A 24559-nucleotide genomic window follows, 5' to 3' on the forward strand; every position below is an offset into this window, starting at 1 on the left:
GAGTTCCCTGTGGGTCATCGTTTACTTTGCACCGTCCGGGGACGTAGTATTGACGCCTTCACCCGTCAGTTACCGCGAGATTATGCGATTTTCACGACTTGTTACCGGATTAACCTGTGCGTTTATGCTGCAGGCACAAGCAGCTCCCGTTGAAGAATACATGCAGTATTTGCCAGACGGCGCAAACCTGGCGCTGATGGTACAAAAAGTGGGCGCATCCACCCCGATAATCGATTATCACGGCAAACAGATGGCGTTACCGGCCAGCACCATGAAAGTGGTGACAGCGCTGGCGGCTTTATTAGAGCTCGGGCCCGATTTTCGTTTCCAGACCACCATGGAAACCAAAGGAGCGGTCAATGACGGCACCCTGAATGGCGATTTAGTGGCACGATTTGGCGGCGATCCTACGCTGAGCCGCCAGGATCTGCGCAACATGGTCACAGCGCTGAAAAAACAGGGCATCACCCATATTAAGGGCAATCTGGTGATCGACACTTCGGTGTTCGCCAGCCACGATATGGCGCCAGGCTGGCCGTGGAACGATTTGACGCAGTGCTTTAGTGCGCCACCGGCAGCGGCCATCGTCGATAAAAACTGTTTCTCCGTGTCGCTGTATAGCGCCAATACGCCGGGCGAAAACGCCTTTGTGCGTATCGCCTCCTATTATCCGGCCCACATGTTCAGTCAGGTGCGCACCATTGGCCGCAACAGCGGTGACGGACAATATTGCGAGCTGGATGTGGTACCAGGCGAGCTCAATCGTTACACCTTAACCGGCTGCATGCGTCAACGTTCAGAGCCGCTACCGCTGGCCTTTGCCGTGCAGGATGGTGCTGCGTGGGCCGGTGAGATACTTAAAGCCGAGCTGCGCGCCGCCGATATTGATTACAGCGGTCATCTGGTTCGCCAGGCGCAAGTGACGTCGCCGGGTACCGTGTTGGCTTCAACGCAATCAGCGCCGCTGCACACGCTGCTGCACACCATGCTGAAGAAGTCGGACAACATGATTGCCGACACCGTGTTCCGCACCATCGGCCATCATTACTTCAACGTGCCGGGCACCTTCCGTGCGGGTTCAGATGCGGTACGTCGTATTCTGCGCGAAAAAGCCGGGGTCGATCTGGGCAACAGCATTCAGGTTGATGGTTCCGGGCTGTCGCGTCATGACCTGATCGCGCCAGAGACCATGATGCAAGTGCTGCAATACATTGCGAAAAATGATTCGACGCTGAATTACATTTCGATGCTGCCGCTGGCCGGTTACGACGGCACGCTGCAATATCGCGGCGGTCTGCATGAAGCAGGGCTGGATGGCAAAGTCTCGGCGAAAACCGGTTCGCTGCAGGGCGTCTATAATCTGGCAGGATTCATCACCACCTCCAGCGGCGCGCGCGTCGCCTTTGTCCAGTTCCTGTCCGGTTACGCGGTTCCGCCGGAAAATCAGAAAACGCGCCGCATTCCGCTGGTACGTTTTGAGAGCCGCCTCTATACGGATATCAACAAGAACAACTGATGAAACTGCTAATCGTTGAAGATGATGCGCTGTTGCAATCGGGCCTTGCGCAGGCGTTAAGCTCGCAAGGCTACGCCATCGACTGCGCCAGTACCGCCGCAGAGAGCAACGCGCTGCTGCGTAGCGGTCAGTACAGCCTGATCGTGCTCGATCTCGGCTTGCCGGATCGCGATGGCGCATCACTGCTGCGACAATGGCGACGTGACGGCATTGCGGTGCCGGTACTGATCCTCACGGCGCGCGATGCGCTGGAGGATCGCGTTGATGGTCTGGATGCCGGCGCTGACGATTATCTGGTGAAGCCGTTTGCGTTGGTTGAACTGCAGGCACGCGTGCGGGCGCTGATCCGCCGTTATCAGGGCCACAGCGATAACCTGCTGCACCAGGGCGATCTGACGCTCAATCTCAGTTCACAACAGGTTCTGCTGGAAGATCAGCCGCTGGAGATCACGCCCAAAGAGTTCGCACTGCTCACCCGCTTACTGATGCGCGTGGGGCAAAACGTACACCGCGAAACGCTGCAGCAGGATCTCTACAGCTGGAATGACGATCCCGGCTCCAACACTCTCGAAGTTCACATCCACAATTTGCGTCGCAAGCTCGGAAAAGATCGCATCAAAACCGTGCGCGGCGTCGGTTACCGTCTGGAAATCCGCGAATGAACAGCATGCGTCAGCGGTTATTGATTATGCTGGCGCTGATTCTCCTCACCTGTCAGGTGATGAGCGCCATCTGGCTGTGGCATGAAAGCCGCGAGCAGATCAGTTTTTTAGTCAACGAAACGCTCTCTGCGCAGGCGCGTAACGATCGGGTAGAAAACGAGATCCGTGAAGCCATTGCCTCGTTGCTGCTGCCTTCCTTAGTCATGGTCGCCCTCACCTTGCTGCTGTCGTTTTGGGCGATTAACTGGATTATTCGTCCGCTGAAATCGCTGCAGGACAGCCTTGCGCATCGTTCAGCGGATAATCTGACACCGTTGCCGATCTACTCCGAAATGGATGAGATCGTGGCGGTAACCACCTCGATCAACCAACTGTTTTCACGCCTCGATCACACGTTGCAGCAGGAACGCCTGTTCACCGCCGATGCGGCACACGAGCTGCGCACGCCGCTGGCCGGATTGCGCCTGCATCTCGAGCTGCTCCACCAGCAGAACGTGCCGCAGAGCGAGATGCTAATTGAACGTATCGATCAGTTGATGCACACCGTGGAACAGCTGTTGATGTTATCGCGCGCCGGGCAAGCGCTGGCGGGCGGTCACTATCAGCAGTTGCAGTGGCAACAAGACATCATGCAACCGCTGAAACCAGAAATGACCGAGCTGTATCAACAGCGTCAGCAAATCCTGTGCTGGCCGCAGAACGACGATGTGCCGCAGCAAGGTGAAGCAGTGCTGCTGCGCCTGATGCTGCGCAATCTGCTGGAAAACGCCTCGCGCTACAGCCCGGAAGGCAGCGAAGTCGCGGTGAAGATGCAGCAGGACCAGCAGCAGGTGATCATCGAAGTGTGGGATCAGGGTCCCGGCATTGAAGCCGCCGCTGCGGAAGAGCTAACACAGGCGTTTCGTCGTCGCGATCAGCGTTATGGCGGCAGCGGTTTGGGTTTGAATATCGTGCTGCGCATCGTGCAGATGCATCGCGGCAGGCTGGAGCTGGTGAACCGTGAAGATCGCAGCGGGCTGATTGCCCGCTGCTATTTACCGCATCAACTGATTGGCTAAGCGCCGTTAGAAGTGGGTATTCAGGCTCATAAAGTAAGTACGTCCAGATTCGTTGTAGGTATTCGCACCCGCTCCATACAGATAAGAGTTGGTGTTGGCGTTACCGGTGGTTTGCGCATTACCTTCGCGATAGTGACGTTTATCGAACAGGTTATCAATGCCCACCGTGACGCTGGCGTACTTGTTGATATCGTAGGTACCGCTCATACCGATAATTGAGTAAGGACTCACTTTATCCGTTGCGCTGCCGGTCGAAAGATTCCCTTTGTAATCATACTTCTTCGGCGTCTGCGTGCCGTACCAGGTCAGCGTGGTTTGCAGCGACAGATCCTGCGTCGCCTGCCAGCTCAGCGTCGAATTCAGCGTGTATTCCGGAATCACCGATAAACGATCGCCGGTCTCTTTGTTCTTACTCTGCAGCATATAGGTGAAGTTGTTATTCCACATCACGCTGTCGGAGAACGGCACGTTGACGGTGCCTTCCAGCCCTTCCACCACCGCTTTCGGTACGTTTTCCCACTTATAAATATCCGTGGTGCCATTGGATGCTTTGCTCACAGGCGAGTAACCGGCTTCGATCTTGTTGCGATAATCGTTGCGGAACCAGGTTAAACCGGCCTGATAACCTTCGTGTTTCCACTCCAGACCAATCTCTTTGTTGATGCTGTTTTCCGCTTTCAGGTCGCTGTTACCCTGCAGATAACAGGCGCCGGTGCTGGCCGCACAACCCTGACCGTTGCTGTACAACAAGTAGTTCGGGTTGGTCTGATACAGGCTCGGCGCTTTATAGGCGCGACCAATCCCCATCTTCAGCGTGAAGTCATCGCCCAAACCTTGTGACAGGTTGAGCGACGGGCTCCAGTTATTGCCAACAATCGAGTGATGATCGAAACGCAGGCTTGGCGTCAGCATGGTGCTATCGGTCAGCTCCATGTTGTCTTCCGCAAACAGTGAGAAAATCTCTGCCTGGGAATACGGGCTGCGACCGGTGTTATCGATGCCCGGCACCGAACCGTAGCTCGCCGCCTGCGTGTTGGAAGAGCCATCCTTCATGCGCTGCTGGTTCCATTCGGTACCCAGCGTCGCCGTTTGGTTAAACAGCAGCTCAAACGGAATGCTGACTTCGCTATGCAGCAGCACGTCATCCAGCTGAATGGTGTTGAAACCGCTGTTAGAGAAGATGCCTTCGGTGCCGCCGGCCAAACCTTCATTGATACGCGAGTTGCGGGTTTTCTCGTAGCGCGCGTAGGTATTGGTGCTGACGCCGTTATCCCATGCGCCGGTCCATTTTAATGAGACGTTCTGGCGATACAGGCGGTTAGTTTCATCACCGTACAGGCTTTTCACCAGCGCGCTGGTGTTGGTGTTCTGCGTATCACCCGCATACAGGTTGCCCTGACGGCTGTAACCGGCCTGCAGCTCCAGCGTCTGCATCGGTGCAAACGCCCAGCTCAGCAAAGCATTAATATCTTTATTAACCGAACCTTCACGACCGGCCGGATAGCTGCCCGCATAGCTGCCGGTGCGCGCCGCCGCATGCCCTTCGTTGATGTCATAGGCATCGGCCTGGGTTTTGGCTAAACCACCGTACAAACGGAAGTTGAAATCATCGCCCAGCGGCCCTTCCAGACTGAAGTTAGTGCGCTTAGTGGCGCCTTCCGCTTTATGTTCCGGCACGTTGTAATAGGTGTTCCAGGAACCGTGCCACTGCTGATCGGTCTGTTTTTTAGTGATGATATTCACCACACCGCCCGCCGCGCCGTTACCGTAACGCACCGCCGCCGGTCCGCGAATCACGTCGATGTGATCGATCATCTCCGGCGGCACCCAGTTGGTGTCGCCACGCGTATCACGCTCGCCACGCCAGCCAAGGCGCACCGAGTTGCGGCTGGTGATCGGCATGCCGTCCACCATGATCAAGGTGTTTTCCGGGCCCATACCACGAATATCGATCTGGCGATTGTTACCGCGCTGGCCGCTGGTGGAGTTGCCTGTCAGGTTAACGCCTGGCATGGTACGGATAATTTCAGACACATCACGCGCGGGCGGATGTTTTTTGATTTCGTCGGCGGTAATGGTTGAGACGCCCGGCGCTTGCAGGTTCTGCTGCTGCGCGGTGACCATCAAGGTGCCGCCGTCCATTGATTGTGCGTCAGTCGTGCTGGCAGAGGTTTTGCTGGAGGAAGTCTCTGCTGCCCAGGCGCTGCTGGAAAGCAGTGAGGCGCTGAGCCCAAGTTCAATCAGAATGGCTAACGATAACCGTGAGTAATTTTTCATTTTATACGTTCCTGGATGGCCAGCAAAAAGCCGTTGGATGCTTAACTGGCGAGCCGGTGAGAAGATCCCTGTCCATATCGCGCCCAGTTCCAGACCCTTCAAACCATCCGTAGCGCAACCTTACCGAACGGTAAGCATCAGGCGGAACAGGCGTGCTCATTTTTGAGCGCAGTCACCCTATTGCAAATGCAAATTATTATCAATAGTATTATTCATCAAGCTTATGTAAATCTCCGCGTAAACACCGACTGGCAGCCCTATGACCTGGCGAAATGATGTAACCGGCAGTGCAGCCTGGTGGCAGGCGCAACAATCCCAAGGCATTCCCCGCATTGAGTTAGCAGACGATGGCCAATGTCAGGTCACCTTCTTCTGGCGTGACCCGCAAGGCGATGAGACGCAATCGTCGACCCAGCGCGTGTGGATCAACATCACCGGCGTGACCGATCACCACCAGCGCCGCCCGCCGCAATCATTGATGCGCGTGGCCGGCACCAACGTCTGGTATTGGCAGACCTCGCTACCCGCCAACTGGCGCGGCAGTTACTGTTTGATCCCTGATGAGCAGGCCACGGACTTCACCGGCATTGCCGAAATGTCCACGCTGCGCAACTGGTGGCGCGACAAATTCCCAACGGCGCAGGCCGATCCGCTCAATAGCTTACGTGGCTGGTCCGGTGGCCGCGGCATGGGCGTTTCGCCGCTGCATCTGCCCCACGCGCCCGATCAACAGCTGTGGCAAGCGGTGGATAACGGCACAGCGCCAACCCTTGAACTGCAACAGCAGCAATGGGATAGCACGCTATTAGGCAACGGCCGCAAGGTGTGGATTTACACCACCGGCGGAGCCAATCCCGCACAGCGTCCGCTGGCCATCATGCTTGACGGGCAATTCTGGGCGCACAGCATGCCGATTGCCGGACCGCTGCAGCAGCTCACTGATGCCGGTTCTTTGCCGCCAGCGGTGTATCTGTTTATCGACATCATTGACCGCGAACACCGCAGCCGCGAGCTGCCGTGTAACGCGCAGTTTTGGCAAGCCATTCAGCAAGAACTGTTACCGCAAGTTGCACAATCAACGCCTTATCGCCAGCAGGCGGACAGTACCATCGTCGCCGGACAAAGCTTTGGCGGCCTGGCGTCGGTGTTTGCCGCGCTGCACTGGCCGGAAACCTTTGGCAACGCGCTCAGCTTATCGGGCTCCTTCTGGTGGCCGGAACGCGGCAATCCGCACGGCTGGCTGCTGCAGGCGCTGGATAACGGTCTTGCACCGCGTCAACCGCTGCGTTTCTGGCTCGAAGCGGGCAAACGCGAAGGCTTGATTCTGCAAGCTAATCAACAACTTCAACAGCAGCTTAGCGCTGCCGGCTATCAGGTGAATTACCTGCCGGTGGAAGGCGGCCATGACGCGCTCTGTTGGCGCGGCGGCCTGCTGAATGGCCTGCAAGCGCTGTGGAGCAAACCGGAGCATCCATGTCCGAATCCCTGATGAATAAGCCTATGACCGACCAACAAACCTTGCCGTTAGTCGCGGCACAGCCCGGCATCTGGATTGCCGATCAGCTGTCACCTCACCACAACGCTTACGCGGTGGCGCACTTTGTCGAACTGCGCGGTGAGATTGATAGCGCCCTGTTGGCGAAGGCGATCGTTGCGGGCATGCAGGAAGCCGACACGCTGAATATGGCCTTTGGTGAGGTGGAAGGCGAAGCGTTGCAGTGGCCGCAGCCACACGCCTTTAGCCTGCCGCAGATTGTCGATTTGCGCGCGGAGGCCGATGCGGCCGCCAAAGCGCGCGCGCTGATGCGTGACGACATGAATGGCGATCTGCGCGTATTGAGCGGCGCAAAGCTGTGGCATCACCGCCTGTTCCGTCTCGACGATCAGCATTGGTTTTGGTATCAGCGCTATCATCATTTGGTGGTGGATGGCTTCAGCTTTACCGCGCTGACGCGCCGCATCGCCAATCTCTACAGCGCGGCCGTACGCCAGCAAGCCGCTGAACCGACGCCGTTTATTCCGTTTAGCGAAGTGGTGGACGAGTATCAGCGCTACCGCGAATCCTCCTCTTTTGCGCGTGACAGCCAGTTCTGGCGCGAAAAAGGCGCGGCGCTGCCCTCACCGGCTTCGCTCTCGCCGCTGCCGCTCGCCGGTCAACACGCCAGCACCGATCTGCTGCGCCATAGCGTTACGCTGGATCGCAGCACCTTCCAGACGCTGGTGCAGCAGCATCCGCACGCCAGCGCGGCCGATCTCGCCTTTGCGCTGGTGGCGCTGTGGCTGGCACGTCTCAGCGGGCAAAACGACTTTGCCGCTGGCTTCATCTTTATGCGCCGCATCGGCTCGGCCGCCTTGTGCGCCACCGGTCCGGTGATCAACGTATTGCCGATGGCAATCCATTACGATCCCGCGCAGCCGATCGGCGCGCTCGCCGCGCAGCTGGCGGGTGAAGTGAAAAAGATGCGTCGTCATCAGCGCTATGACGCCGAACAGGTGCAGCGCGATCTCGGCCGCCTCGGCGATGGCGACCCGCTGTACGGTCCGGTGATCAACCTGAAGATGTTTGACTACCAGCTCGATTTCGCTGGCGTGGAAGGCATCACCCATCAACTGGCGTCCGGGCCGGTGCGCGATCTGGAGATCGCCATTTACATCAGCGAGCACGGTGAACTGACGCTGGAGCTGCTGGCCAATGCCGAACGCTATAGCGAACAAACCTTGCAGCGTCATGCCAGCCGCTTTGCCCTGCTGCTCGATCAGCTGGCGCAACAGCCGCAGCGGCCGTGCGGCGAACTCGATCTGCTCACTGCCGAAGAGCATGCGCAGATTGCCGCAATCAACCAAACCGCCTATCCGCTGCCAGCAGAAACGCTGGCTTCCCTGTTAGCGCAGCAGGCGGCACGCACCCCCGATGCACCGGCGCTGGCCGATGCGCAGCATCAGCTTAGCTATCGCGCGATGCAACAGCAGGTGTTTGCGCTGGCCGCCGATCTCAGCGCCGCCGGCGTGCAGCGTGGCGATATTGTCGCCGTGGCGCTGCCGCGTTCAGTGCAGCTCTCCCTGGCGCTACAGGCGATTGTTTCGCTCGGCGCTGCCTATTTGCCGCTCGATACGGGTTATCCGGATGACCGCTTACAGCTGATGCTGGAAGACGCCGCGCCAAAAACGCTGATCACCTGCGCAGCGCTCAGCGCGCGCTTCAGCGCCATCGCGTCGGTCAATCAGCTGCATTTTGATGTGCTGTATCACAATGCCCATGCACCGCAGCCGGCCAGCGCGCCGACGCCGCAGGATGGCGCCTACATTATTTACACCTCAGGTTCGACCGGTCGCCCTAAAGGCGTGCTGGTGGGGCATGAAGCCATCGTCAATCGCCTGTTGTGGATGCAGGATCGCTATCCGCTGCAAGCCGATGACGTGGTGCTGCAAAAAACCCCGAGCAGCTTCGACGTTTCGGTGTGGGAATTCTTCTGGCCGCTGCTGGTCGGTGCGCAGTTGGTGATGGCACCGCCAGAAGCCCATCGCGACCCGGAAGCGCTGCAGCAGCTGTTTGCCCGCTACCAAGTCACCACCACGCATTTCGTCCCCTCAATGCTGGCGGCCTTTGTCGCGGCGCTGGATGATCAACCGGCAATTGCCTGCTGCGCCAGCCTGCGTAACGTGTTCTGCAGCGGTGAAGCGCTGCCGACGGATTTATCGCGCGAGTGGGAAAAACTGACGCGCGTGCCGCTGCACAATCTGTATGGCCCAACCGAAGCGGCGGTGGATGTCAGCTGGTATCCGGCGTTTGGTGCTGCCCTGGCCGCCGTCGAAGGTGCCAGCGTGCCGATTGGTTTCCCGGTGTGGAATACCGGCCTGCGCATCCTTGATGCCCGCATGCAGCCGGTGCCGCCGGGCGTGGCGGGCGATCTCTACTTAACCGGCGTGCAGCTGGCGCATGGCTATCTCGGCCGTCCCGATCTCACCGCCAGCCGCTTTATCGCCGATCCTTTCATGCCTGGCGAGCGCATGTATCTCACCGGCGACGTAGCGCGCTGGCTGGATAACGGCGCAGTGGAATATCTCGGTCGCAGCGACGATCAGCTGAAGATCCGCGGTCAGCGTATCGAACTGAATGAGATCGATCATGTGCTCAGCGCGCAGCCCGGCATTGAGCAGGCGGTCACACACGCGGTGGTGCTTGGCGGCACGGCAGCGCAAGGTGATGCGCGTCAGCTGGTTGGCTACGTGATTGCCGGGCAGCCGGTTGATAGCGACGCGCTGCGTCAGGCGCTGGCGCAACACTTGCCCGCGCATATGGTGCCGGTAGTCATTGTGCAGCTCGACGCCTTCCCGCTCAGCAGCAATGGCAAGCTGGATCGCAAAGCGCTGCCGTTGCCCGAATCCGCCAGTGCCCACGCGGGACGGGCACCGCACGCCGGGCTGGAAACCACCTTAGCCAATGCTTTCTGTCAGCTGCTGGCGCGCGAGGAAATCAGCGCGCAGGATGACTTTTTCGCCCTCGGCGGCCATTCGCTGCTGGCGATGCGCTTGGCGGCGCAGCTGCGCCGTGAGCTGCAACAGCCGGTGTCGGTGGGACAAATCATGGTGGCCTCCACGGTGGAGAAGCTGGCAACGCTGCTCAGTGATACGCAGTCACATCAGCAAGCCGGTTTCGAAGCGGTGCTGCCGCTGCGTCAGGGCAACGGACCAACGCTGTTCTGCTTCCATCCGGCGTCAGGGTTTGCCTGGCAATTCAGCATCCTGCAGCGTTATCTCGATGATCGCTGGTCGCTGGTCGGCATTCAGTCGCCGGATATCAGCAGCCCGCTGAACCAAAGCGCGCATCTGGATGACGTGTGCAATGCCCATTTGCAAACCCTGCGCGACGTGCAGCCGCACGGACCTTACTATTTCCTCGGCTATTCGCTTGGCGGCACCCTGGCGCAAGGCATCGCGGCACGGCTGGAAGCGGCCGGTGAAGAGGTGGCGTTCCTCGGCCTGCTGGATACCTGGCCACCAGAAACGCAAAACTGGGATGAGAAACGTGGCGAGAACGTGCTGGATCCGGCGGTGCTGGAAGAGGTGAACCGCGAACGCGAGCAGTTTATCGCCGCGCAGCGCCATCAGGCCGGTGAAGAGATGCGTGCGATGTTCGACACCATCGAGGCCAACTACGCCAGTTCGGTGCGCCTGCTGGCGACCGCACGCAGCGCGCGTTTCAACGGTCGCGCCACGCTGTTCCTCGCCGAACAGACGCAGCAGCCAGGACAAGATGCGCGCCGCGCCTGGGCGCCGTATATCGGTGAACTGGAAGTGTGGCCGATGGATTGCGCCCACGTGGAGATCATTTCACCGCAGATGTTTGAGCAGATTGGGCCGTTGTTGCAGCGGTTGTTGCAATAGCGATTTTTCCCTCACCCTAACCCTCTCCCGCAAGCGGGAGAGGGAACAATCAGGAGCCGCTGGCGGGAGAGGGAATGTTTAGGTGTGGTAACGGGTGTAACATACAAGCTGGGTCGGCCCCTTCTCCCGCAAGCGGGAGAAGGCTGGGATGAGGGCCCGCGCGCACCGTGTTTAATTATCCCCCGCGCCCCAGCGGCACAATCATTGGCGTATGCACCACCGGATCGTCCACAATCACGCAGCGCAAGCCATACACCTGCTCGATCAACGCGGGCGTCACGATCTCCGACGGCTTCCCTTCGGCGACAATCCTGCCGTCACGCATCGCAATCAAATGCGTGGCATAGCGACAAGCGTGATTAAGATCGTGCAGCACCACCACCAGCGTTCGCCCATGCTGTTGATTCAGCTCCTGCATCAATTCCAGCAGCTCAATTTGATGGGTGATATCCAGCCAGGTGGTCGGTTCGTCCAGCAGCAGCAGCGGCGTTTCCTGCGCCAGCACCATGGCAATCCACACGCGCTGACGCTGACCGCCCGATAACGTATCCACCGACTGCTGGGCCAAATCGGCCACGCCGGTGGCGCGCATCGCGTTCTGCACCGCCGCTTCATCTTCCGCACGCCAGCGACCAAACAGCGCCTGATGCGGATAACGTCCGCGCGCCACCAGCTCGGTGACGCTGATGCCCGCCGGCGCGTTGGAACTTTGCGGTAGCAGACCCAGACGCCGCGCCACTTCTTTGGTGGGATAGCTGGCAATGGCCGCGCCATCCAGCAACACCTCACCTTTTAACGGCGTATGCAGGCGACTCAACGTGCGCAGCAGCGTCGATTTTCCGCAGGCGTTAGGACCGATAATCACCGTCAGCTCACCTTGCGGAATCGTCACTGACAGATTCTCTGCCACCACCTTTTTGTCATAGCCCAGCGTCAGGCTATCGCCGCGCAGACGTGAAGGGATATCGGTCATTGGCGTCGCGCCTCCCGCACCAGTAAAGCGATCAGATAAAGTCCACCGAGAATGACGGTTATCACGCCAACCGGTAATTGATAAGGCAGGAACAGGTGCTGCGCGGCGAAGTCTGCGGCAATCAGCAACAGCGCGCCGCACAGCGCCGCCAGCGGCAAGGCACCTTTAACGCCGCCGCCAAGACGACGGGCAATCTGCGGCGCCAGCAGCGCGACAAACGAAATCGGCCCGACCAGCGCGGTTGACGCCGCCGTGAGCACCACGCCAATCAGCATCAGCCACATGCGGCTGCGCTCCACCGGCACGCCAAGCGCGCAGGCGGTATCGTCGCCCATCTCCAGCAAACGCATCCGCCGCGCCAGCAGCGCCATCAACAGTAACGCCAGCAGCAGCACCGCAATCACCGGCGGCGTTTTTGCCCAGGTAATGCCGTTGAGCGATCCGGCGCTCCACAAGCCCGCACTCAGCGCCGACTCCAGCGAGGCGCTGATAATCAGCCAGGAATTCAACGCCATCAGCAGCGCGCGCACGCTGATGCCGACGATAATCAGCCGGAAGGTCTCTACGCCGTTGCGCCAGGCAAACAGATAGACCAGCGCCGCCGTGGCGATGCCGCCAATCAACGCTGCGCCGGTCATCGCCGTGACGCTTTGATTAAACAGCACCAGCGCCACCAGCACGCCGCTGTAAGCGCCGGTGTTGAAACCGAGAATGTCCGGGCTGCCAAGCGGATTACGCAGCAGCGACTGGAAAATCGCGCCGCTGATGCCTAACGCCGCACCAATCAGCAGCGCCATTAGCACGCGCGGCAAGCGCCATTCCAGCACGATCAGTTTGACGTTGCTGGCGCCCTGCCCGAGCAGAATTTGCCAGATTTGATCACTGCTGATCTGCAATGCACCGCGCGTCATCGCCAGATAAGCCAGCAGAGCGCAGGCGCACAGCAGCCAAAGCGTATGTAACCCGACACGACGCGTCATAGTGCACCCCGGCCCAATTTACGGCGCACCAGCACAATCAGCATCGGCGCACCGAGCATCGCCGTGACGATGGAAACCCGCAGCTCACCCGCCACCAGCAGGCGGCCAAGGATATCGGCGGCGAGCAGCAAAATCGGCGTGATCAGCGCGGTCGCAGGCAGCATCAAGCGGTGATCGTTGCCCACCAGCCAGCGGGCAAAGTGCGGCGTCATTAAACCGACAAAGGCAATCGGGCCCACCGCCGCGGTGGCTGCGCCGCACAGCAGCGCAATCGCCAACAGGCCAAGCAGTTGGGTGCGCGCCACCCGCGTGCCGAGCGCGGTCGCCATGTCGCCGCCCATACTCAAACTGTTCAGCGCCTGCGATAGCGCAATGGCGACCACACTGCCGATCAGCACCGCCGGGAACAGCGTGCGCAGCGTAGTGAAATTGCGAATATCCAGCGAGCCGCTGTGCCAGAAGCGCAGATGATCGTAAATATCGGGATTGAGCAGCGACAGGCCAGAAGTTAATCCTTCCAGCACCGCGCCCAGCGCCACGCCGGCCAGCGTCAGACGCACCGGATTGACGCGCCCGCCGCCAATCGCGCCGGTCATCGCCACCAGCACGGACGCCAGCAGCGCGCCGCCAAAGGCGAAGCCGAGCCAATCCACCGGCGAGTCAGCACCGAACAGCGCAATGCCAATCACCACCGCGAAACCTGCTCCGGCGTTGACGCCAAGAATGCCCGGATCGGCCAGCGGATTGCGCGTCAGGCTCTGCATCAACGCACCGGCGAGGCCGAGCGCCACGCCCGCCAGCAAACCGGCCAGCGTACGCGGCAGGCGCGCGTCACGCACGATGACGCACTCCGCGCTGTGACAGGAAGTGGTAAGCGAATGATAAACATCGGGAAGCGGTATCGATTTTGCCCCCAGCATTAAGCTGAGCGCGATGAGGAGCAAGAGCAGAATCCCTGAGCCTGCTAATGCACGAATCTGGCGCATAGCGTTCTAAACCTTCACTGTTCAACGTCGTCGCATGCGCGATGTAACTTGATAATGGTTATCGTTATTACTCGCGTTTAGCTATGTTACCATGACTCGCCTCGCGGACGATGAGGAAAATTGGTGCAATAAGGCGAACACATGAACAAATCTTCCCACTTTATCGATCTCTCGCTGCTGAAAACCCATCCGGCTTTTCGCGCGGTGTTTATCGCGCGTTTTATCTCGATTGTCGCGCTCGGCATGCTCGCCGTGGCGGTGCCGGTGCAGATTCAGCACATGACCCATTCACCGCTGCTGGTGGGCTTGGCGGTGACGCTGGCCGCTGCCGGCATGTTTATCGGCCTGCTCACCGGCGGCGTTTTGGCGGATCGCCATGAACGCAAAAAGCTGATTTTGTTTGCCCGATCCACCTGCGGCTTAGGTTTTATCGCGCTGGCCATTAACGCCGCGCTGCCAGAACCCTCTCTGATCGCGGTTTATCTGCTGGGTTTCTGGGATGGTTTTTTCGGCGCGATTGGCGTCACCGCGCTGCTGGCGGCGACGCCCGCGCTGGTCGGTAGGGAAAACATTATGCAGGCGGGCGCTATCACCATGTTGACGGTGCGCTTCGGCTCCATTTTATCGCCCGCGATTGCCGGTCTGGTGATTGCTCACGGCGGCGTGACGTGGAACTACGCACTCGCTGCCTTTGGCACCTTACTTACCGTGTTAACGCTGCTGAAATTGCCCACTTTGCCGCCGCCGCCGCAGCCGCGTGAACATCCGCTGAAATCCCTCGCCGCTGGCGTGCAGTTTCTTTTCGCCAGCCCGATTGTCGGCATGGTGGCGCTGATTGGCGCATTAGTCACGCTGGCCAGCGCGGTGCGCGTGCTCTATCCGTCGCTCGCGCCGCATTGGTCTGTAAGCGCTGACCAGCTTGGCCTGATGTATGCCGCCGTGCCGCTCGGCGCAGCTATCGGCGCGTTCACCAGCGGTAAACTGAAACACGCCGCGCGTCCCGGACAGCTGGTGCTCGGCAGTGCGATTGCAGCATTTGTCGCGCTGGGTTTGTTTAGCCTGATGCCGAACCTGCCGCTGGCGTTAGCCGGTTTAGTCGCTTTCGGTTACTTCAGCGCCATCAACAGCCTGGTGCAGTACGCGATGATTCAGGCATTAACGCCAGATCATCTGTTAGGCCGCATCAACGGCTTGTGGACCGCGCAGAACGTGACCGGCGATGCGATTGGTGCGGCGGTGATTGGTGCGATGGGTTCATGGTTGCTGCCACCGCAGGCCGCCGCGGTATTTGGCTTTACGGCGGCGCTGCTCGGCATCGTGATGTGGTGGGTGATGGGCCGTTTACGTCGTTACCATCCGCCAGCACCGGAGCTGACGGAACAGGCATCATGATTTAACGAACAGCTTCTCCAGGCGCGCCAGCAGATTGCTGGCGCTGTAGTAATCAAGACGGAAGGAATCGACGCCCAGCTCGTAAACCTGCTTGCCCTGCACCGCCGCGTTTTGTGCAAGGAACGGATTGTTCAACACCGATTGCGTGGTTTTATCGTCAGCGGCGAACAGCAGGAAGGTTTTACCGGTCAGGCCGCTGGCAATGTTTTCGCCTGACAGCTGAATGATGTCTTTGCGCTGTCCCATGCTGTGTCCCTGCTCAACCGTCGCCGGTGGCGTTGCCAGGGTGAAGCCAAGTTGTTCCAGCAGCTTGCCCTGCGCCGAAGCCGCGGTCCACACATTGACTGCGCGTCCGCCGCCGTTCCACACCATGGCGGAGACCGGCTGCGGTGGCAGCGTGATGGCTTTTTTCAGCGCCGCTTCACGATCGTCGAAAGCTTTAATGCGCTGCGCCGCCTGCGCTTCATGCCCGGTCGCCTGGCCTAACTGCGTGACGACATCCTGCCAGCTTTTGTCGTCGTAATTGACCACCAGCGTCGGTGCAATAGCCGAAAACTGTTCGGCGAGCTTGATGGCAGAATCGTTACCGGTGGCGCTGACGATAATCAGATCCGGCGCTTGCGCGGCAACCGCTTCGGCATTCGGCTCACCGATGTACAGGCGTTGAAGATGTTGCTTTTTGGCAACATCGCTCCACTGGCGGAAGAAACCCTGATCGTCGGCCAGGCGACTGTTCGGCGCAGTCGCGCCGGAAGCAATCACCGGCGCATCAATGGCCAGCAGCGATCCGGTCAGCGTGACGCTGGTCGAGACAATGCGCTGCGGCGCGTGATTGAGCGTGATCGATCCGTTGGCACCCTGAACGGTGCGCGGCCAACCCTGTTCGGCATGAGCGACGCTGGTGAAAATCTGGAAAATACCTATAAGGGCTGCAATGCCCCAAAAACCGCATTTATTCATAAGTTTTGGTCCACTTTTTAGCATATTGCCCTGCTGAGCGTCAGCGCCTGATTACGGCTAAACGCAGCTGAAATCCCGCGAATGGATTGACACTTTTGCCCAATCGACGTAGGTTACAGGCCCATAATAAAAATGATAATCATTCTTAATAATCTTATCATTTATAGGTGAAAATTATGGTGGAATCTTCCACGTTTGAAAATGCCTGGCTGAAGGATTATTCCGCGCTAAGCCGTGGTTTCCTCTTTACCTCGCCGTGGCGTAGTTTGGCAACGCAAGGATGCTATACCACCGTTACCGCGCCGGTAGATGACGCCGCGTGGCTGGACGGTGATTTCCAACAACAGTTACATCAGCATTTTGCCGCGGCGAAAAAACAGGGCATCGACAATCCGATTTTGGTCGGGGCGATCCCGTTTGACGTCAGCCAGCCCGCCGCGCTGTTTATTCCTGAATCCTATCAGACGTTTAATCGCGCTGACCTGCAAAACGCGTTGCCGGAAAACGTCAGCGATCTGCCGCAGGTGCGACGTCGCACCGCAGTGCCGGATCACGATGTGTTTACCGCGATGGTGGCAGATGCGGTGGCGGCCACGCAGCGCGGCGATCTGGATAAAGTGGTGCTGTCGCGTCTGATGGATATCGTTACCGAACAGCCGGTTGATACCGCAGCGCTGATGCAGCGCGTGATTGCGCAGAACCCCAACAGCTACCATTTCCATCTGCCGCTGCCGCAAGGCGGTGCGCTGATTGGTGCCAGTCCGGAGCTGATGCTGCGCAAACAGGGGCGCGATTTTAGCTCTTGTCCGCTGGCGGGCTCAGCGCGGCGCAATCACGACGATGCCCAGCAGGATCGTGCCGCTGGCGATACGCTGATGGATTCCGGCAAAGATCGTCATGAGCACAAACTGGTAACCGACGCGATGCGCGACACCTTGCAGCCGCGCAGCCGTTTGCTGTCGGTGCCGACCATTCCGTCGCTGATTACCACCGCCACGCTGTGGCATCTCGCCACGCAAATCGACGGCGAAGTGCAGGATGAGCGCGAAAATGCGCTGTCGCTGGCCTGCCTGCTGCACCCGACGCCTGCGTTGAGCGGTTTCCCCCATCAGCGCGCGCAGCAGCTTATTCAGCAGCTGGAACCTTTTGATCGCCAACTATTTGGCGGCATCGTCGGCTGGTGCGATAGCCAGGGCAATGGCGAATGGGTGGTCACCATCCGCTGCGGCACCGTGCATGGCACGCGGGTGCGCCTGTTTGCCGGTGCGGGCATCGTGGCCGACTCCCAACCTGAATCAGAATGGCGTGAAACCGGCGTGAAGCTGGACACCATGTTGCGCGCCTTTGGACTGCAATAAAGGAAAGAACATGAGCATTCCCTATACTCGCTGGCCGGACGACCTGGCTGCGCGCTATCGCGAAAAAGGTTACTGGCTGGATGTGCCGATGACCGACATTCTGACGCGTCATCAGCATAATGATGCCATCGCGGTGATTGATGGCGATCGCCAGATCAGCTATCGCGAAATGGACGTGCTGAGCAGCAACCTGGCCGCCGCGCTGCAGCGTCGTGGCCTGCAAAATGGCGATACTGCGCTGGTGCAGCTTGGCAACGTGGCCGATTTTTATGTCACGGCATTTGCGCTGTTTAAGCTCGGCGTAGCGTCAGTATTTGCGCTGTTCAGCCATCAGCGCACCGAACTAAGCGCCTATGCGGCGCAGATCGAACCTAAACTGCTGATTGCCGATCGCACTCACACGCTGTTTGCTGATGATAGCTTTATCAACGCGCTGTGCGCCGCGCAGCCTTCGCTGCAGCAGGTGATTCTGCGTAATGACAACCAGCCGGAAAATACGCTGGAAGCGCTGATGGCGGAAGCCGCGGGTGATTACCTCGCCACACCAACCGCCGCTGATGAAGTGGCGTTTTTCCAGCTCTCCGGCGGCAGCACCGGCACGCCGAAGCTGATTCCGCGCACCCACAACGACTATTACTACAGCATTCGCGCCAGTGATGAGATTTGTCAGGTGACCGCCGATACGCGTTATCTCATCGCCCTGCCCGCGCCGCATAACTTTGCCATGAGCTCCCCGGGTTCGCTCGGTGTGTTTTATGCCGGTGGTCAGGTGATTCTGGCTGCCGATCCCAGCGCCACGCTCTGCTTCCCGCTGATTGAGAAGCATCAGGTCACCGATACCGGTTTGGTGCCGCCGGCGGTGAGTTTGTGGCTACAGGCGATTCAGGAATGGGGCAGTAATAAACAGCTGGCTTCGCTGCAGCGCATTCAGGTGGGCGGCGCCAAGCTGGGCGAAACCCTCGCGGCACGCATTCAGCGTGAAATTGGCTGTCAGCTGCAGCAGGTTTTCGGCATGGCCGAAGGTCTGGTGAACTACACGCGTTTTGGCGACGATGAGAACATCATTCTCACCACGCAAGGCCGCCCGATCTCTGAAGATGACGAAGTGTGGGTCGCTGACGAGCACGGCAACGCGCTGCCAACCGGCACCATCGGTCGCCTGATGACGCGCGGCCCCTACACCTTCCGTGGCTATTACAAGAGCCCGGAACATAACGCCGCCAGCTTCGACGCCAACGGGTTTTACTGTTCGGGCGATCTGATTGAGATCGACGCGCAGGGCTACATCACCGTGCAAGGGCGCGAAAAGGATCAGATCAATCGCGGTGGCGAGAAGATCGCCGCGGAAGAGATCGAAAATCTGTTGCAACGCCATCCGGATGTGATCCACGCCGCGCTGGTGTCGATGAACGACGAATTGATGGGTGAAAAGAGCTGCGCCTTTATCGTTGCCAGCCAACCGATCAAAGCAGTGGCGTTGCGTCGTCACCTGCGAGAACTGGGCGTGGCCGAGTTCAAATTACCTGACCGTATTACCTGCGTCGATGCCCTGCCGCTGACGCCTGTCGGCAAGGTGGATAAAAAACGTTTACGCCAACAGCTTGCCGACCAACAAGCGCAAGCCTGACCTGTTCCGGAGATTGTAATGGCTATTCCAAAACTGAACGCTTACGCGCTGCCCGCAGCGACTGAACTGCCTACCAACAAAGTGAAGTGGGCGCTTGAGCCTCAGCGTGCCGCGCTGCTGATTCACGATATGCAGGCTTACTTCCTTAATTTCTGGGGCGAAAACAGCCCGCTGGTTAATCAGGTGGTGGAAAACATCGCTCGTCTGCGTGCTTACTGCAAAGCGCAGGGCATACCGGTGTTCTATACCGCTCAGCCGAACGAACAGAGCGATGCCGATCGCGCACTCCTCAACGACATGTGGGGACCGGGCCTGAACAAACATCCGGATCAGCAGAAGATCGTGGATGCGCTGGCGCCGGATCAGGACGATCAGGTACTGACCAAATGGCGATACAGCGCCTTCGTGCGCTCACCGCTGGAATCGATCCTGCAGGAGATGGGCCGCGATCAGTTGATCATCACCGGCGTGTACGCGCATATCGGTTGCCTGACCACCGCGACTGACGCCTTTATGCGTAATATCCAGCCGTTTATGGTGGCGGATGCGCTGGCCGACTTCACGCGCGAAGAGCACATGATGGCGCTGACTTACACCGCAGGTCGCAGCGGTAAAGTAGTGATGACCGCCGACCTGATGCCGCTGCCGTTGAGCAAAGACGATCTGCGTGCGCTGATTCTGCCGCTGCTGGAAGATGACGATGTGCCTGCAGATGACGAGAACCTGATCGATTACGGTCTGGATTCAGTACGCGTGATGGCGCTGGCGGCGCGCTGGCGTCAGGTGCACAGCGACATCGATTTCGTCAGTCTGGCAAAAAATCCGACCATCGATGGCTGGTGGGCGCTGTTATCAAGGGTGCCAGCTAAATGAGTGCAACTTTCGATTTCAGTGGAAAAATCGTCTGGGTAACCGGCGCAGGCAAAGGGATTGGTTACCACACCGCGCTGAGCTTCCATCAGGCGGGCGCGCAGGTTATCGGCTTCGATCTGCGTTTCGAACAGGCCGACTATCCTTTCACCACGCAAGTGCTGGATGTGGCGAACGCCGCCGAGGTGAAAGCGGTTTGTCAGCGTTTGCTGGCAGATCAGCCGCGTCTCGATGTGCTGGTGAACGGTGCCGGCATCCTGCGTATTGGCAGCACCGATGAACTGTCGTTCGACGATTGGCAGGCGTGTCTGGCGGTGAATGCTGGCGGCGCGTTCAACCTGTTCCAGCAAACCTTGCCAGTGTTTCGCCAGCAGCGTGCGGGTGCGATTGTGACTATCGCCTCTAATGCGGCACATGCGCCGCGCCTTGGTATGTCCGCTTATGGCGCTTCCAAAGCGGCGTTGCGCAGCTTGTGTCTGACCGTGGGTTTAGAGATGGCGCCTTACGGCGTGCGCTGCAATATCGTTTCTCCGGGTTCCACCGATACCGATATGCAACGCAGCCTGTGGCATACGCCAGAAGCCGAGCAGGAGATGATCAATGGTTTCCCGGATCAGTACAAGCTGGGGATCCCGCTGCGTAAGATCGCTAAACCGCAGGAGATCGTTGCTAACGTGATGTTCCTCGCGTCGGATCTTGCCAGCCACGTGGTGCTGCAGGATATTGTGGTCGACGGTGGCGCAACGCTGGGATCCTAAGTTATGGCAATCTGGAAACGTTCGGTCGATGTTGAAACGTTGAATAAGATGGGTGAAAACTCGCTGGTGGCACACGTTGGCATTGTGTTTACCACCATCGGTGAAGATTATCTCGAAGCCACCATGCCGGTGGATGCCCGCACGCATCAGCCGTTTGGCCTGCTGCACGGCGGCGCTTCTGTGGTGCTGGCGGAGTCGATGGGATCGATTGCCGGTTATCTCAGCATCGAAGAAGGTAAAAGCGTGGTGGGGATTGAGGTGAGCGCCAGCCACCATCGTGCAGTAAGCAGCGGTGAAGTGCGCGGTATTTGCCGCCCGTTACACCTTGGTGCGCGTAATCAAAGCTGGCAGATTGAGATTCGTAACGCCCGCGACCAACTGTGCTGCACCTCGAGATTGACGGTGGCGGTGCTGGGTTAAGACATAAAAAAAGCGGCCTTCGGGCCGCTTTTTTTGTGCGATTAACGCTGGTAAATGATTTCGACGCCTTCGTCGTCCTCTTCGTCCCAGTCGTCATCCCAATCGTCGTCTTCTTCCACTTCCTGCGCCGTTTCCATGGCTTCACGGTGATAATCATCCCACATGAAGGCCACTTTCTCTGGCTCTTTAGCTTCTTCTTCGGCTTCTTTTGGATTTTCGATGATAAAGCTCATCACATCCCAGCAAAGATCTTTCACGCCATCATGGCTAGCCGCAGAGATTAGGTAATATTTTTCTTCCCAGCCTAATGCTTCCACTACCGCTTTGGCACGGCTTTCCGCTTCTTCGCGGCTCAGCAGGTCACATTTGTTGAATACTAACCAGCGCGGCTTCTGGAACAGTTTATCGCTGTATTTCTCCAGTTCGCCGAGAATGATGCGGGCATTTTCTACCGGATCAGATTCATCGATAGGGGCAAGATCGATCAGGTGCAACAGCACGCGGCAGCGCTCAAGGTGCTTCAGGAAGCGAATACCCAGACCTGCGCCATCCGCTGCGCCTTCAATCAGGCCCGGAATGTCGGCGACAACAAAGCTCTTTTCATTGTCCATACGCACCACGCCAAGGCTTGGCACCAGCGTAGTGAACGGATAATCCGCGACCTTGGGTTTCGCTGCGGATACCGAGCGAATAAAGGTCGATTTACCGGCATTCGGCAGACCCAACATACCAACGTCAGCCAGCAGCATCAGTTCCAGTTGCAGATCACGCTTCTCGCCCGGTGTTCCCATGGTTTTTTGACGCGGGGAACGGTTAACTGAGGATTTAAAGCGCGTGTTACCAAGGCCATGCCAGCCGCCTTTCGCCACCATCAGCTTCTGCTCATGACGCGTCATGTCGCCCAGCGTTTCGCCGGTACCCTGGTCAATTACGCGGGTACCAACGGGCACTTTAACGATAATGTCTTTACCACGTTTACCGGTGCAATCACGGCTTTGGCCATTCTGGCCACGTTCGGCACGGAAAGACTTTTCAAAGCGATAATCGATCAGGGTGTTGAGGTTTTCATCCGCCAACAAATACACGTCGCCGCCGTCGCCGCCGTCGCCGCCATCCGGGCCGCCTCTTGGAATATATTTTTCACGGCGGAAGCTTACGCAACCATTGCCGCCATCACCCGCGACCGCAAGGATCGTCGCTTCATCTACAAACTTCATTTTATTTCTCCGTCACGCTGTCGTTCACGGCAGCTTGCAGGCCGCAAACGGGTCCGCCAGGGTCTTCTGCGCTGACCGACGGCGGATAATACAAGACTGGCAAAGCCAGGAGTACATAAATTGTACAACAACTGTGCTAAAGCGTAACTGTTATCCAGCAAGCTCAGTAGCAGAATGTAAAAAGCCCCGCAAAGCTGCGGGGCCTTTCATTCGTGTATTCAGACGTTAGACGTCTGCAGCACGACAACCTTACTCAGCAACGATGCTGATATATTTACGGTTGTTCGGGCCTTTAATCTCGAATTTTACTTTGCCGTCTGCGGTGGCAAACAGGGTGTGGTCACGACCACAACCTACGTTGCTACCTGCGTGGAATTTAGTGCCACGCTGACGAACGATGATGCTACCTGCCAGAACAGATTCGCCACCGAAACGTTTTACACCCAGACGTTTTGCGTTGGAGTCGCGACCGTTACGGGTCGAGCCACCAGCCTTCTTATGTGCCATTTGTCAGATCTCCTCTTACGCGCCGATCACAGTGATTTTCACATCTGTGAACCACTGACGGTGACCAGCTTGCTTACGGTAGTGTTTACGACGACGAAACTTAACGATTTTAATTTTCTCGCCACGACCGTGAGCAACAACTTCTGCCTTGATCACACCGCCTGAAACCAGTGGCGCGCCGATTTTCACGTCTTCGCCATTTGCGATCATCAGAACCTGGTCAAACTCAATGGTTTCACCGGTTGCGATGTCCAGCTTTTCCAGGCGAACGGTCTGACCTTCGCTTACTCGGTGTTGTTTACCACCACTTTGGAAAACCGCGTACATATAAAACTCCGCTTCTGCGCGTGCCTTTCTATTCATCAGGCGGCGCGATAAATATTCACAATAGGGCGCGAATTCTACGCAATACTCCAGCAGAAGACAAGAGCACTTTGCACTCTCTTGCAGAAAAAAAGCGCAAGGCGAATGCAAACGTTTCGCAACCCGATTTTTCAAGTACAATCAGTAACAGATTACCTGAACTCACGCTGTGTAAAGCGCTTACCATGCAAAAAACGAGTAAAGCTGAAAAGACGAATGAACTTAGAACAGATTAATGAATTAACCGCGCAGGACATGGCGGCCGTCAACCAGACCATCCTCGAGCAGCTGAATTCAGAAGTCTCACTGATTAACCAGTTGGGCTATTACATCATCAGCGGCGGGGGCAAACGCATCCGTCCGATGATCGCTGTGCTGTCGGCACGCGCGCTGAATTATCAGGGATCGTTGCACATCACTAATGCGGCGCTGATCGAATTTATCCATACGGCGACGCTGCTGCACGATGATGTGGTGGATGAATCCGATATGCGCCGTGGCAAAGCCACCGCTAACGCCGCGTTCGGTAATGCGGCAAGCGTGCTGGTGGGCGATTTTATCTATACGCGCTCATTCCAGATGATGACCAGCATGGGATCCTTAAAGATCCTTGCGCTGATGTCGGAAGCGGTCAACGTGATCGCCGAAGGAGAAGTGCTGCAGTTAATGAACTGCAACGATCCCGATATCACTGAAGAGAGCTACATGCGGGTGATCTACAGCAAAACCGCTCGCCTGTTCGAAGCTGCTTCGCAAGCGTCGGCGATTTTAGCTGAGGCGACGCCCGCGCAGGAAAAGGCGTTACAGGATTATGGTCGCTACCTTGGCACCGCTTTCCAGTTAATTGATGATTTGCTGGATTACAGCGCAGATGGTGAAACGCTGGGCAAAAATACCGGTGATGACCTGAGCGAAGGTAAACCGACGCTGCCATTGCTGCACGCGATGCACAACGGAACGCTTGAGCAGGCGCAGATGATCCGTAAAGCCATTGAAGAAGGTAACGGTCGTCATCTGCTGGAACCGGTGCTGGCAGCGATGCAACAGACTGGCTCGCTGGAGTGGACGCGCAAACGCGCTGAAGAAGAGGCAGATAAAGCCATCGCAGCCCTGCAGGTATTACCCGAAAGCCCGTGGCGCAGCGCCCTCGAAGCGCTGGCGCACATGTCAGTACAGCGCGATTTCTGATTTCAACGGGGCCTTCTCTGGCCCCGTTTCCTTCCTCACTCTTCTCCCTTTTTACTTACATC

Annotated in this window: 20 protein-coding genes; 12 read left to right on the plus strand and 8 right to left on the minus strand. The window is 58.1% G+C overall.

Features of this window, described 5'->3' with window-relative positions; genetic code table 11:
* The first annotated feature begins 82 nt into the window (after positions 1–82).
* Genes dacB through pmrB form a run of 3 tightly spaced genes read left to right on the plus strand, consistent with a single transcriptional unit; the run spans position 83 to position 3236 of the window.
* Entirely contained in the window at positions 83–1516 is a 1434-nt protein-coding gene (dacB, locus tag K5Y33_RS15695) for a serine-type D-Ala-D-Ala carboxypeptidase (RefSeq protein WP_137386837.1), read from the plus strand.
* Positions 1516–2178: a two-component system response regulator PmrA gene (pmrA, locus tag K5Y33_RS15700; protein ID WP_222234481.1), complete on the plus strand. Its 663-nt coding sequence runs from the start codon at positions 1516–1518 to the stop codon at positions 2176–2178. Before dacB ends, pmrA begins: the two co-directional genes overlap by 1 nt.
* A complete protein-coding gene (gene pmrB, locus K5Y33_RS15705; RefSeq protein ID WP_222234482.1) occupies positions 2175–3236 on the plus strand; it encodes a two-component system sensor histidine kinase PmrB in 1062 nt (353 codons plus the stop codon). The genes pmrA and pmrB overlap by 4 nt, the downstream gene beginning before the upstream one ends.
* Positions 3237–3242: 6 nt before the next feature.
* On the opposite strand, the gene K5Y33_RS15710 is transcribed toward pmrB, so the two are convergent.
* Positions 3243–5513 carry a TonB-dependent siderophore receptor gene (locus K5Y33_RS15710; RefSeq protein ID WP_222234483.1) on the minus strand — a complete coding sequence of 757 codons (2271 nt, stop codon included), beginning with the start codon at positions 5511–5513 and terminating at the stop codon, positions 3243–3245.
* 259 nt (positions 5514–5772) lie between these two features.
* Between K5Y33_RS15710 and fes the strand changes: the two genes are divergently transcribed.
* Both fes and K5Y33_RS15720 read left to right on the plus strand, forming a co-directional pair.
* Positions 5773–7002 (plus strand): enterochelin esterase, encoded by a 1230-nt coding sequence (gene fes / locus K5Y33_RS15715; protein ID WP_222234484.1) that lies wholly within the window; start codon positions 5773–5775, stop codon positions 7000–7002.
* Positions 6987–10898 carry an enterobactin synthase subunit F gene (locus K5Y33_RS15720; protein ID WP_222234485.1) on the plus strand — a complete coding sequence of 1304 codons (3912 nt, stop codon included), beginning with the start codon at positions 6987–6989 and terminating at the stop codon, positions 10896–10898. Before fes ends, K5Y33_RS15720 begins: the two co-directional genes overlap by 16 nt.
* Positions 10899–11073: 175 nt before the next feature.
* Here K5Y33_RS15720 and K5Y33_RS15725 read toward each other — a convergent pair whose 3' ends face one another.
* From K5Y33_RS15725 to fepD, 3 genes are read right to left on the minus strand one after another with little or no spacing between them, the layout of a single operon-like run.
* The gene (locus K5Y33_RS15725) at positions 11074–11871 is read right to left on the minus strand and encodes an ATP-binding cassette domain-containing protein (protein ID WP_222234487.1); all 798 of its coding nucleotides are present in this window, start codon (positions 11869–11871) and stop codon (positions 11074–11076) included.
* Entirely contained in the window at positions 11868–12851 is a 984-nt protein-coding gene (gene fepG / locus K5Y33_RS15730; protein WP_101762263.1) for an iron-enterobactin ABC transporter permease, read from the minus strand. The genes K5Y33_RS15725 and fepG overlap by 4 nt, the downstream gene beginning before the upstream one ends.
* Positions 12848–13837 (minus strand): Fe(3+)-siderophore ABC transporter permease, encoded by a 990-nt coding sequence (fepD, locus tag K5Y33_RS15735; RefSeq protein WP_222234488.1) that lies wholly within the window; start codon positions 13835–13837, stop codon positions 12848–12850. Before fepD ends, fepG begins: the two co-directional genes overlap by 4 nt.
* Before the next feature lie 141 nt (positions 13838–13978).
* Here fepD and entS point away from each other — a divergent pair, with 141 nt between their 5' ends.
* The gene (gene entS, locus K5Y33_RS15740; protein ID WP_101762265.1) at positions 13979–15229 is read left to right on the plus strand and encodes an enterobactin transporter EntS; all 1251 of its coding nucleotides are present in this window, start codon (positions 13979–13981) and stop codon (positions 15227–15229) included.
* Here entS and fepB read toward each other — a convergent pair.
* Positions 15224–16189: a Fe2+-enterobactin ABC transporter substrate-binding protein gene (gene fepB, locus K5Y33_RS15745; protein WP_222234490.1), complete on the minus strand. Its 966-nt coding sequence runs from the start codon at positions 16187–16189 to the stop codon at positions 15224–15226. The two genes, entS and fepB, sit on opposite strands and share 6 nt — an antisense overlap.
* Positions 16190–16365: 176 nt before the next feature.
* Here fepB and K5Y33_RS15750 point away from each other — a divergent pair, with 176 nt between their 5' ends.
* The 5 genes from K5Y33_RS15750 to K5Y33_RS15770 are packed head-to-tail and all read left to right on the plus strand — an operon-like array spanning position 16366 to position 21222.
* A complete protein-coding gene (locus K5Y33_RS15750) occupies positions 16366–17547 on the plus strand; it encodes an isochorismate synthase (protein WP_255610347.1) in 1182 nt (393 codons plus the stop codon).
* A 10-nt stretch (positions 17548–17557) separates the two neighbouring features.
* Positions 17558–19174 (plus strand): (2,3-dihydroxybenzoyl)adenylate synthase, encoded by a 1617-nt coding sequence (locus tag K5Y33_RS15755; RefSeq protein WP_192235876.1) that lies wholly within the window; start codon positions 17558–17560, stop codon positions 19172–19174.
* Between the two features lie 18 nt (positions 19175–19192).
* Positions 19193–20047 (plus strand): isochorismatase, encoded by an 855-nt coding sequence (locus K5Y33_RS15760; RefSeq protein ID WP_110868078.1) that lies wholly within the window; start codon positions 19193–19195, stop codon positions 20045–20047.
* Positions 20044–20802: a 2,3-dihydro-2,3-dihydroxybenzoate dehydrogenase gene (gene dhbA, locus K5Y33_RS15765; RefSeq protein WP_101762269.1), complete on the plus strand. Its 759-nt coding sequence runs from the start codon at positions 20044–20046 to the stop codon at positions 20800–20802. Before K5Y33_RS15760 ends, dhbA begins: the two co-directional genes overlap by 4 nt.
* A gap of 3 nt (positions 20803–20805) precedes the next feature.
* Entirely contained in the window at positions 20806–21222 is a 417-nt protein-coding gene (locus K5Y33_RS15770; protein WP_101762270.1) for a hotdog fold thioesterase, read from the plus strand.
* Between the two features lie 41 nt (positions 21223–21263).
* On the opposite strand, the gene cgtA is transcribed toward K5Y33_RS15770, so the two are convergent.
* The 3 genes from cgtA to rplU all read right to left on the minus strand — a co-directional run bounded on the left by cgtA (position 21264) and on the right by rplU (position 23273).
* Entirely contained in the window at positions 21264–22439 is a 1176-nt protein-coding gene (gene cgtA / locus K5Y33_RS15775) for an Obg family GTPase CgtA (RefSeq protein ID WP_008104343.1), read from the minus strand.
* 249 nt (positions 22440–22688) lie between these two features.
* On the minus strand, positions 22689–22946 hold the full coding sequence (rpmA, locus tag K5Y33_RS15780) for a 50S ribosomal protein L27 (RefSeq protein ID WP_007886647.1): 258 nt from the start codon (positions 22944–22946) through the stop codon (positions 22689–22691).
* Positions 22947–22961: 15 nt separating this feature from the next.
* Positions 22962–23273: a 50S ribosomal protein L21 gene (gene rplU, locus K5Y33_RS15785; protein WP_007886644.1), complete on the minus strand. Its 312-nt coding sequence runs from the start codon at positions 23271–23273 to the stop codon at positions 22962–22964.
* A gap of 252 nt (positions 23274–23525) precedes the next feature.
* Here rplU and ispB point away from each other — a divergent pair, with 252 nt between their 5' ends.
* The gene (gene ispB, locus K5Y33_RS15790; protein WP_101762272.1) at positions 23526–24497 is read left to right on the plus strand and encodes an octaprenyl diphosphate synthase; all 972 of its coding nucleotides are present in this window, start codon (positions 23526–23528) and stop codon (positions 24495–24497) included.
* Positions 24498–24559 lie beyond the last annotated feature (62 nt).

The sequence above is a fragment of the Pantoea sp. DY-17 genome, from assembly GCF_019795975.1.
GTDB lineage: Bacteria > Pseudomonadota > Gammaproteobacteria > Enterobacterales > Enterobacteriaceae > Pantoea > Pantoea leporis.